We start from the raw sequence: 10,196 nt of genomic DNA on the forward strand, positions 1-10,196 counted from the left end.
TACCAAATCCTGCTGGCTGCGACCCTTGGTATAAGCATTTTGGGGCTTCGCTTCAGGTTTTTATTCGGTCTGTTAAAGTCGTGGTGCGTTTTATGTGTATTGGGATTTGAGTTGTATTTGGCCGTTGGTTTTTTGTGGGTTCAAGGGTAAGCTTTCGGACTCTCGGTTATGAGTTAAAAAGGACGATTTTATGTCTAAGAAAAAAGATATTTTTGGTGATGATATTGAAGAGTCGAAGGACTTTGCGAGTTTTGAAGAGTTGTTTGCACAATCTGAAAAAGGTTTGGATCGCAAACTTCGTGTAGGTGATGAGGTTCGTGGAGAAATTCTTTCTATTGGTAAAGAAGAGGCCTTTGTTTCTACAGGGACTCCGGTGGATGGATTGATTTTAACAAAGGATCTTTTGGACGAAAATAAGGAAGTTAAATACAAAGTCGGTGATGTGATCGACTGTGTGGTGACGGCTTTTAAAAATGGCGAGATTCGTCTTTCTAAGCGTGGTTCCAAGAATGCGACGACGGATTCTTTGGAAGATGCTTTTGATATGGAGCTTCCGGTTGAAGGGCGTGTGACTGAGACTTGCAACGGTGGATTCCGTGTCAGTGTTCAAGGTAAAACAGCTTTCTGTCCGATCAGTCAGATTGATTTGAAGTTTGCTACCGATGCTAACGAATACGTAGGTAAGAAGTTTGAGTTTTTGATCACGCAAATGGATAAGCGCAACATGGTTGTGTCTCGTCGTCGTTTGTTAGAGCTTCAACGTGCAGAAAACGAAGGGACTTTCATGTTAAAGCACCAACCCGGTGCTCTTCTTGACGGTAAGATTGTTCGTATCGAACGCTTTGGTGCTTTTGTTGAGCTTGAAGCGGGTATTGAAGGTTTGATCCACGTTTCTGAATTGGGCTGGTCTCGTATTCATGATCCGCATGAAGTGGTTTCTATCGGTCAATCAGTGACGGTGAAACTTTTGAAGACTGAAGAGCTTGATGGTAAGTTGAAGATTTCTTTGTCTTTGAAGCAAGCTGACGGCGAAGGCAATCCTTGGTTGCAAGTGCCTCAGAAATTCCCGGTGGGAACTGTGGTCAAAGGCAAAGTCGAAAAGAAAGAAGTGTACGGTCTTTTTGTGAATATCGCCCCGGGTGTCACGGGCCTTTTGCCAAAATCAAAATGGCGTGACTCTGTGGACGCCAGCCAGTTTGAGAATAAAAAACGTGGCGATGAGGTGACTGTTCAAGTAGATCAAATTCTTTTTGAAGAAAAGAAGATCTCTCTAGGTTTGCCAGGCGAGGTGGAAGACACAAGTTGGAAACAACACACGGCCGCTAATTCTGGTTTTGGTTCTTTGGGTGATGCGTTTAAGAATTTGAACATCAAGCCAAAATAATCAGACGGCATTGACGAAAAAAATCAAAGTCATTATAACTAATGCACTTAACAAATAGGGGACCGCAAGGTCCCTTATTTTATTTGCATCATGGTTATGACAGAAGTAAAGAATTCAAATTTTGAAATGCGTTGTGGGGTTGTGATCGCGGTTTTTGCGGCGGTCATGGCGGTGAGTGACCTTATAGCAGGCAAGTACGGTGACGATGAAATCATCGGGACCAATGAAAAAGCCGCCGCTTATATGTGGTACCAATCTAAAAGTATCAAAGAAACTCTGGTTGAAGGCGAAAAATCCTTATTGATGAGTTTGAAAGAGGCCGGCGCTATCCAGGCACGCGCCAGTGAGGGGATCGACAACCATATTGCCAATCTGAACAAGAAAATCCTGCGCTATAAAAAAGAAAAAAATGAAATCCTGAAAGGTTCAGAATCCGTTGGAAAAGAAAACTGGGTTCAGGACGTGAACGGTGAACTAGGTAAAATCATCGGTGCCCAAGAGATGGAAGTTCATCTGGCGGCATTGGGAAAAGCCGGGGACCGCTTTGATATGGCCAGTCTCTTCTTTCAGATTTGTCTAGTCTTAGGAGCGTTGAGCTTGGTTCTAAAAAAAGAAAAGCTGCAAATGCTCTTCTTCACCGGCATGTGCAGCTTGGGGCTTCTTGGCACCAGCATTTCGCTCTGGGCTTTTTTGTCGTTATCTTAATTTAAATTTTTCATCCAGAAGATCAACGCCATCTCTGCAAAATACTGATGGCGTCTTTCACGCATGTTCGCAGTCTTATATGGACTGCTGATCACGTCTTTTAACTTCTTGCCGCGGAACTCAAGGCTCACTTCACAGGTGTGCTCGTCTTTAGGTAAGACATGCAAATGCAGGTCAGCGGGGCTTTTCACCGTACGAGATTTTGAAAAGCTCCACGATTTATCTGTCATATACTCACGGAGGACGGGCATCAAACGATTCATTAAGAATTGCCCGGTCACTTCGTCGATAAGGCAAATTGAACTAATCTCTTTTAGTTTTTGCGCAAAGACCTCAGCTACATCCTCGGCGTCGCGAGTGATGGTGCAAAAGTGAAGGGCCTCTGTCAGATTGCTAACAGCCCTTTCCATTTCCTTTTCTTGCGATTTGAAATAAGAAAGCTTCACCTCGACATAAGGAAGATGAACTCGATAACCCTTTTCGACAGTCACATTCTTTAAAACATCTTCAACGATCACGGCGACGTCGGATTCACCAACGCCGATCGTGTCCCACATGCGAGTGACAAAAGGATCTAAATGTTTCGTATTCTCGCTCAGCCAGCCCGTAATGTAATCATCCCACACCGATTCGATTTCACGAGGAGGTCCCGGAAGTACGAAAACTTTTTTGCCGTGAGCCTCTAAGTAAAAGGCATTGGCCGTGCCTTGCATGTTTTTTAGAACTTTACTTCCCTCAGGAAAGTAGCACTGCTGTCTTTGAATTTCTTTAACGGTGTAGCCACGCGATGTCAGGCGGTCGTTGACGTGTTGCCAAGAAGCTTCGTCAAATTTCAAAGGAACCCCGGCCCACTCGGTCACGATATCGCGAGTGAAGTCGTCGGATGTCGGGCCCAAACCTCCGGTGATGAAAATCAGGTCGGCTTTGCTAGCGCAGAACTCCAAACCTTCGCGCATCAGTTTGCGTTCGTCAGGGACTACCAAGTGAGCATTTGTCGTTAGGCCGCGTGCTTTAAGTTTCTTAGAAATCCACGAAGCGTTTTTGTTAACGATCTGTCCATCAGTAAGTTCTGTGCCGATGCCGAAGATGGCTGCTTTCATTTTCTAAAACTCCCTAAGGGCTGAATACCAAAGTGATGTAAACGAAGAATACCGTGAGATGCACAGCACCCTCAAGCAACGTCGTTCTTTTATTAGAAAATGTGAGTGTGCTTAGCAGCAATGTGATCGCAAGCAAAGTCATCTCGGTGGGCTTAAGGCCTAAAACCACGGGCTGCCCCGTGATGAGTCCGATAATCAGGACAGCAGGGACAGTTAAGCCTACTGTGGAAGCTGCGGAGCCTAAGCAAAGATTGATGGCTCTTTGCAAATCATTGCGCGCGACAGCTTTTAATGAACTGATGGCTTCTGACGTGAACACGATAGCGGCAACAACCACACCACCCAGTGCCGCAGGAAGCTGTAAATAATTGATCCCATGATCCAGGATTTTCGCAAGGCTTTTTGAAAGAAGAACGATAGGAAGAATATTAAGTATCAAAAGAATCGTGTGTTTAAAAACGGTGTGTTTGGCAATCTCCACCGCATCTTCACCGCTGTGATCTGCTTTGGTAGCTTCAAGAGCATCGGGGTGAACGTAAAAAGCGCGGTGACGACCCGTTTGCGTGATCAGAAAAATTCCGTATAGCGCTATCGTAAAACCGGCGACGGCCACCGACTGGAAGGTCGTCAAAGTTCCGCCTTCTGTGGAAGTTGTAAAGTTCGGCAGAATCAAAGGTACAGTCGTCAGGGGAATAAGAACTGAAAGATAAGAGGCGGAACCCTGAAGGTTATAGGATTGTTCTCTGAATTTATAGCCGCCAATCAGAAGCCCTAAACCAACAACGCCATTTAATATAATCATTAAGACCGCAAACATGGTGTCACGACCTAGTGTCGGAGCTTCCTTAGCTCCCAACATAACTGCCGCAACCAAGGCCACTTCAATGATGACGATGGAAAGAGTCAGAATCAAAGTGCCGTGGGGCTCGCCCAGAAGTGCCGCCAGTTCTTCGGCTTCATGCACGACGCCAAAGGCTGACCAAAGAATCACGGCAAAGAGCCACAGAAATAAACCCGTTAAGATCACCGGAGATCCCAAATCGCTCAACCAGGAAGAACCGAAAACTAAGAAGCAAAGAACGGTCACCCAGGCGACGATAAGGCGGGTTAAACTGACTTTCTGCATGGCGACCTCCTAGGCTGAAGCGGATTAAAGTTATTTACTTATGACTTCTATGCGTTCATCGGTCCAGACACAATGCATTAAGAGGGCCAAAACCTTGCTCATCTGGGCGTCTCTCAATAGATTCCTGCGTTGAATAATCATTCTACTGAGCTCAAGGAGTTTACTCATGTCTTTCAATTGGAAAGAGTTTGATCTTTATAATCCGACACCAGAACACGCGATGTTGCGCGAAACTGTGAAGGCTTTCACGGAAGCCGAAGTTGAACCTCAAGCTCATGAGTACGATCGCAGTGAAAAATTCAATCTTCCTCTTTTCAAAAAAATCGGCGAGTTGGGACTTTTGGGTATCACAGTTCCAGAAGAGTTTGGTGGAGCAGGCATGGATGCAACGGCGGCCGTGATCGTGCACGAAGAACTTTCAGCTTCCGATCCAGGTTTCTGTTTGGCTTATCTTGCGCACTCGATGCTTTGTGTGAACAACATTGCCGTGAACGGCAGTGATGAGCAACGTCACCGCGTTTTGCCAAAACTTTGCTCTGGCGAGTGGGTGGGCTCTATGTCGATGTCAGAACCTGCTGTCGGTACGGATGTTTTAGGCATGCAAACGCGCGCTGAAAAAACAGCGAATGGTTATGTTTTGAACGGTCGCAAAATGTGGATCACCAATGGCACGATTGATGAAAACAACACGCCTTGTGATCTGACTCTGGTCTATGCGAAAACGGGCGAAAAAAATGGCCGTGCGCAAGTTTCCACATTCTTGGTTGAAAAAGATCATCCTGGATTCCAAGTTGGTCAAAAGATCAAAGACAAATTGGGTATGCGTGGTTCTAATACCGCAGAACTTGTTTTCCAAGACTGCCAAGTTCCTGCGTCGGCGCTTGTGGGTCACGAAGGTGATTCGATGTTGCACATGATGAGAAATCTTGAGCTTGAGCGCTTAACACTCGCGGCGATGAGCTTAGGTATCGCTCGTCGTTCGATTGAAATTATGAACCGTTACGCGACAGAGCGTGAAGCTTTCGGTAAATCTTTGAATTTCTTTGGTCAAGTTCAGCGTTACGTGGCGGACAGCTATGCAGAATACAAATCGGCGCGTGCTTATGTTTACGAAACAGCTCGTCGCATGGATTTGAATAAAGAAGGCAACCGTTTGGATTCAGACGGCGTAAAACTTGTTGCGACAACAATGGGTAAAAACGTGGCCGACCGCGCGATCCAAGTTTTGGGTGGTTACGGTTACGTGGGTGAGTACGTGGTTGAAAGACTTTGGAGAGATGCAAAGCTTCTTGAAATTGGCGGCGGTACTATCGAAGCTCACCAAAAAAATATCACTCGCGATTTGGCTAAAAATCCTGAGTTCTTGTACAAGTAGGTCAAATGTTTCCTTACGGGCCCGAGCTTGAAATCAATGCTCATTTGAAAGTTCATTATCAATTAGTACTTGAGAAAATCGGGCCTTTGTTGACCGACGACCGCCGCCAAAAAATTGAGCGCGTGGTCTCTTTAAGAAATTTCGACACGGCGGTGGTGCTTGAAGGCATCTATGATCGCGGTAATATTTCTGCCGTTATGAGAAGTGCCGAAGGCTTAGGTTTCGGCAATTTCCACGTCATTGAAACCCAGGAAAAATTCAAAGAAGCCAATCGTGTCACGCAAGGTGCGGATAAGTGGGTCGAAGTTCAGAAGTGGAAGAAAACTTCGGACTGCGTGAAAACTTTGAAAGAACAAGGCTATAAAATCTGTGTCACACACTTGGATGCAAAATCCAAACCTCTTCATGAAATTGATTTTTCGGGAAAGGTCGCTCTTGTATTAGGAAATGAAAAAGACGGTGTATCGCCAGAGATGATCGCTGCCGCGGATGAAACAATCATCATCCCGATGACGGGATTTGTGCAGAGCTTTAATATTTCTGTGGCGGGTGCCTTAAGCCTTTATCACATCGGCCAAGACCGTTTGAAAAAACGGGGAACGAATGCTTCTTTGACTGAAGAAGAGCAAGCCATTCTTCGTGCGCACTACTACATGCGCACTCAAGACTCGGCCGTACAATACTTACAAGAACTCTATGACCGCGGCACTCTGCAAGGCTGATGAAAAAGGTCCATCCGACTGCGTTGTCGGACTTCAACTTGCTCTCCAGCGTACTGAAAGTACGCTTACGTGGCAGCTGAAATCCTCCGCCTTGCGGCTGAACCTTTTTGATCAGCCTTAATTAATATTTATTTTTGGCCTGAGGATTCTTTTTGTTGGTATTTTTTGGTGCCGGATTTTTTTAAAAGCTTCTCATAGAAGGGGAGCTGCTTATCCAGGCTTTTCTGTAATTCCGGATAATTGACGTTGCGACACTCCAAAAGCGCATCAATGGTGCCCTGCGGGTCGTATTTGTTTTGATATTCGCCTGTGACGCTGTTCATTCGGCGCACCAGATCTTTTTTGAAAATAGCTAAAGTCGCGCCGTCGAGTTTTGCTTTGGGGGCTTCCGCCTTTTGCTTTTCTTCCTTGCTTAACTCCGCATAGGACATGCCACCGATTTCACCATTGGCTTGAAAGCTTATTTTTACGTAAGGCATTTTGCTATCTTCAAGACGAAAGACAGCTTCTTTACCCGAGTATTTATTATCGATCACATAAGAAGATGAGTCGGTAATGAAGTAAAGATGCTTTCCCCAGGGAAGAACTATGGGCGTTGCGGTTTCAAGCCCCAGCTTATGGCTGCGGCCTTCTGATTTATCGTTCAAAGCTTCATGGCAACGAACGACGTTCTTTAATTCCTGAGAGGCCAGGGCAGAAGTAGAGATTAAAAAACTGAAGACTAACAAGTTAACAGAAAGCTGTTTCATATGTTTTCAGATTAAAGAAGCTTTGATGTGGACGCGAGTCCAGTTTGACGGTTGTTTCAGAAAGTAAATGCCTTTAGGCTAAACATTAACAGGTAGGGTAGCTATGAAACTTACATCCTTGATGCTGGCATTGTTTTTATTGGCTTCGTGTGCAGAAAAAGGCGTGCAAAGCGATGGCTCAGAGAGCGTGATAAAAGAATCTCCGAAGTCGTCGTTCTTTATGACGAAGCCCCAACCCACAGAACCCGTTGAATTGGTCTTCGATAAGAAATACGCAGGCCAACAAGCCGTGAACTATCGCAAGAATGATAACTTAAGAATTTCAGGAAGCGCGACTTTAGGCCCGAAAGCCCTTAAGCAAGTCTCTAAGGTCGTCAAAAAAGATAAGGCGGCCTTATATGTTTTTGATCTAAGGCAGGAGTCTCATGGTTTGATCAACGATGTCCCCGTGACCTGGCAAGCGGATCGCGATTGGGCTAACGCTGATTTAAATCATGACGAAGCCGTTCGCCGTGAGCGCCGTCTTTTGGGTGATCTTCGTGTAGGTGAGAAAATCGCCGGAACTGAAATCAAAAGCATCGAAACTGAAGAGAGCATGGTTCGAAGTGCCGGTCATCAGTACGTGCGCTTAACGGTGACAGATCATGTGCGCCCGGTGGATTCTGAAGTCGATCGTTTTATTGAAGCATTCAGAGCTTTGCCAGAAAATTCGTGGGTGCATTTTCATTGCCGCGCAGGTAAGGGCCGCACCACCACGTTCATGGTTCTTTATGACATGCTTATTAATGCCAAGTATGTTTCTTTCGATGAAATCATCGATAGGAATACGAAACTGAGCAATGACTACGATGTCTTAACCGTTGGCGATCCCAAAGATTGGAAGTATCCTTATCAGAAAGAGCGCGCGGATTTTGTTCGCCAGTTTTATCAGTATGCAAAAGAAAATCCTCGCGGTGAAAAGCAGCTTTGGTCGGAATGGGTGAAGTAATGAAAAAGTTTTTAGTTTTAACAGCTTTGATCTTCGTCTGTGGTTGTGCCACTCAAAAAAAGGAAACTGCGAACTGGGACGAGTTTAATGATTTAAAATCGTCCTCGACAGAAAAGTCCAAGAAGTCCGAGAAGCCTGCGCCAGAAACTTCGTCAAAGCCCAGCGCCATCGTAGTTGATGGCAGCGATGTTCAAACCCTTGAGAAAATGACAAAGGCCGTTGAAGCTTACGTTCTGAAAAATCAAAAAGATGATTTCACAAAGCTTTGCAAAGACAAGCGCTTTGATTGTTTTGTCGATAGCAAAGCCTTTCCCAAAGGAAAGAAAACTGTGAAGCGCACAGTGCCACCTTATGCGAGCGGTTCGAAGATGGGCCTGCAAGGTGAAACACGCGTGCAGGTGAAGTACGACTTTTATCCTTAGTTCTTTCTTAAGATGATGGATTTCATCAGGGGCTCCTGATCGGGGAGCTCAAAGTCCACACCTTGGGAGGGTGCTGGTAAAATCTTGAAAGAAAAATCCTTTTTCAACTTGTTCAGTTTCAGATGCAGATCACCGGGGGTCCACTTTTCGTAGTTCGTACAGAAAAGCAGAAGACCGTTTTTTTCTAAGCAATACATCGCATTGATAAGAAGCTCATCAAAGTTTTTGCTGATTGAAAATACGCCGTTTTTCGAGCGGCCAAAAGACGGGGGATCACAGATGATCAGATTGAATTTTCTTTTACGACGGATCGTTCCTTTTAAGAACAAGATGCAATCTTGAACCCAGAATTCGTATTTATCGTCTTCTGGATTTAACCCGTTGATCTCGAAATTCTTTTTGCTCCAGTCGATGAAGTTTTGTGAAACATCGACGGTGCAGACTTCTTGGGCTCCCGCAAGTGCCGAAACCAAGCTAAAACCGCTTGTATAAGAAAAAAGGTTCAGAACACGGCGGTCTTGTGCGTGCTCTTGCACCCACAGACGATTTTCACGCTGATCTAAGAAAAGACCTGGCGACAATCCCGTATTGTTGCGAAGTTCGTACTTCACACCATTTTCTTTGGCTATCCATACCGGGGAGGTATTACCAATATTCCAAAGAATCTCGGCGTTAGGGTCTTCACCGCGATTCAGCATCTTACGAATAAAGATTTTCTTGTGATGTTTCTTCGCCAACTTTTCAAAGCGCAAGAGATCTTGAACCGTAGGATCAGACTCTTTGTACCAATAGACCCAAAGATGATCGCCGTACTGATCCACACGGTAAGAGTCAATTTCACGATGACTTAGACGTAAACACTCTTCCGGAAGTTCAGAAAATTTATACATGCGCTCGCGGCGCTCGAAAGCTTCGGCAAGAGTCAGGGCTTCGATGTCAGTAAGCAAATCACCCGCCGTTGCCCACACAGGCAACGCCGTTTCGTAGTGAACCTTTTGCCCGCGCAATTCAAAACTCAAAGAGTGGGAATGCAGGCACAAGCGATTGAAGTGAGTACCGCCATGTTCTTCGTCACCTAGAATAGCAACGCCATTGGCCTCGGCGTGCAGACGAATTTGATGGGGCTTTCCAGTGTGAGGAATCGCTTCCCAAAGTTCGTAAGGTCCTACGGACTCAAGCCACTTGAATGTTGTTTTAGAATTCGGCTCTTTGCTAGGGGAGCTTACGAAAGAGTTTTTCTCTTTTGTAATCAAAGACTCGTACGTGAATTCCTTTTGCTCGATCTTTTTATCTGTCAGGAAAAGATAGCGTTTAGCGACCTTGTGCTGCTCAAAAAGTTGAGTCAGTTCGGCCGCTACTTCCGAAGAGGTTGGAAACACCAAGGCGCCCGAAGTCGCCTTATCCAGGCGGTGCACGGGATAGAGTTTTCTATCAAGCTCTTCTTCATAGATTTCGACGCAACCGCGCTGGCCATACTCTGGCGTATGCGTGTTAAGCCCTGCGATCTTGTCAACAAAGATGCAGCCGGCAAATTCGGTGTATTTGAGCTTAATAACTCGTGTCATCAGTCTACTATAGTTCGGTTTTCATTGAGGGTCATCGGTATATTCGCTAGAAAGTATAGC

At 45.5% G+C, this 10,196-nt stretch carries 10 protein-coding genes; 6 read left to right on the top strand and 4 right to left on the bottom strand.

Features of this window, described 5'->3' with window-relative positions:
* Window positions 1-190: 190 nt before the first annotated feature.
* Together AZI87_RS15960 and AZI87_RS15965 are read left to right on the top strand one after the other, a co-directional pair.
* The gene (locus tag AZI87_RS15960) at window positions 191-1,384 is read left to right on the top strand and encodes a S1 RNA-binding domain-containing protein (protein WP_063209094.1); all 1,194 of its coding nucleotides are present in this window, start codon (window positions 191-193) and stop codon (window positions 1,382-1,384) included.
* Window positions 1,385-1,474: 90 nt separating this feature from the next.
* Window positions 1,475-2,089 (top strand): DUF4337 domain-containing protein, encoded by a 615-nt coding sequence (locus AZI87_RS15965; RefSeq protein WP_253696926.1) that lies wholly within the window; start codon window positions 1,475-1,477, stop codon window positions 2,087-2,089.
* Here the strand turns inward: AZI87_RS15965 and AZI87_RS15970 are convergent.
* Window positions 2,086-3,189 carry a competence/damage-inducible protein A gene (locus tag AZI87_RS15970; RefSeq protein ID WP_063209096.1) on the bottom strand — a complete coding sequence of 368 codons (1,104 nt, stop codon included), beginning with the start codon at window positions 3,187-3,189 and terminating at the stop codon, window positions 2,086-2,088. The genes AZI87_RS15965 and AZI87_RS15970 overlap by 4 nt on opposite strands.
* A gap of 13 nt (window positions 3,190-3,202) precedes the next feature.
* Window positions 3,203-4,315 carry a calcium:proton antiporter gene (locus AZI87_RS15975; RefSeq protein WP_063209098.1) on the bottom strand — a complete coding sequence of 371 codons (1,113 nt, stop codon included), beginning with the start codon at window positions 4,313-4,315 and terminating at the stop codon, window positions 3,203-3,205.
* A 166-nt stretch (window positions 4,316-4,481) separates the two neighbouring features.
* Here AZI87_RS15975 and AZI87_RS15980 point away from each other — a divergent pair, with 166 nt between their 5' ends.
* The gene (locus tag AZI87_RS15980) at window positions 4,482-5,690 is read left to right on the top strand and encodes an acyl-CoA dehydrogenase family protein (RefSeq protein ID WP_063209100.1); all 1,209 of its coding nucleotides are present in this window, start codon (window positions 4,482-4,484) and stop codon (window positions 5,688-5,690) included.
* 5 nt (window positions 5,691-5,695) lie between these two features.
* Window positions 5,696-6,412, top strand: a complete 717-nt coding sequence (locus AZI87_RS15985; RefSeq protein ID WP_063209102.1) for a TrmH family RNA methyltransferase — start codon at window positions 5,696-5,698, stop codon at window positions 6,410-6,412.
* Between the two features lie 128 nt (window positions 6,413-6,540).
* Here the strand turns inward: AZI87_RS15985 and AZI87_RS15990 are convergent, their stop codons facing one another.
* Window positions 6,541-7,161, bottom strand: a complete 621-nt coding sequence (locus AZI87_RS15990) for a hypothetical protein (protein WP_063209104.1) — start codon at window positions 7,159-7,161, stop codon at window positions 6,541-6,543.
* A 103-nt stretch (window positions 7,162-7,264) separates the two neighbouring features.
* Between AZI87_RS15990 and AZI87_RS15995 the strand changes: the two genes are divergently transcribed.
* Together AZI87_RS15995 and AZI87_RS16000 are read left to right on the top strand one after the other, a co-directional pair.
* The gene (locus AZI87_RS15995) at window positions 7,265-8,149 is read left to right on the top strand and encodes a phosphatase domain-containing putative toxin (RefSeq protein ID WP_063209106.1); all 885 of its coding nucleotides are present in this window, start codon (window positions 7,265-7,267) and stop codon (window positions 8,147-8,149) included.
* Window positions 8,149-8,571 (top strand): hypothetical protein, encoded by a 423-nt coding sequence (locus AZI87_RS16000; RefSeq protein WP_063209108.1) that lies wholly within the window; start codon window positions 8,149-8,151, stop codon window positions 8,569-8,571. Before AZI87_RS15995 ends, AZI87_RS16000 begins: the two co-directional genes overlap by 1 nt.
* On the opposite strand, the gene AZI87_RS16005 is transcribed toward AZI87_RS16000, so the two are convergent.
* Complete coding sequence (locus AZI87_RS16005) at window positions 8,568-10,136, bottom strand: class I SAM-dependent methyltransferase (protein ID WP_063209109.1); 1,569 nt, start codon at window positions 10,134-10,136, stop codon at window positions 8,568-8,570. The genes AZI87_RS16000 and AZI87_RS16005 overlap by 4 nt on opposite strands.
* Window positions 10,137-10,196: the final 60 nt, after the last annotated feature.

Source organism: Bdellovibrio bacteriovorus (genome assembly GCF_001592745.1).
Lineage (GTDB): Bacteria > Bdellovibrionota > Bdellovibrionia > Bdellovibrionales > Bdellovibrionaceae > Bdellovibrio > Bdellovibrio bacteriovorus_B.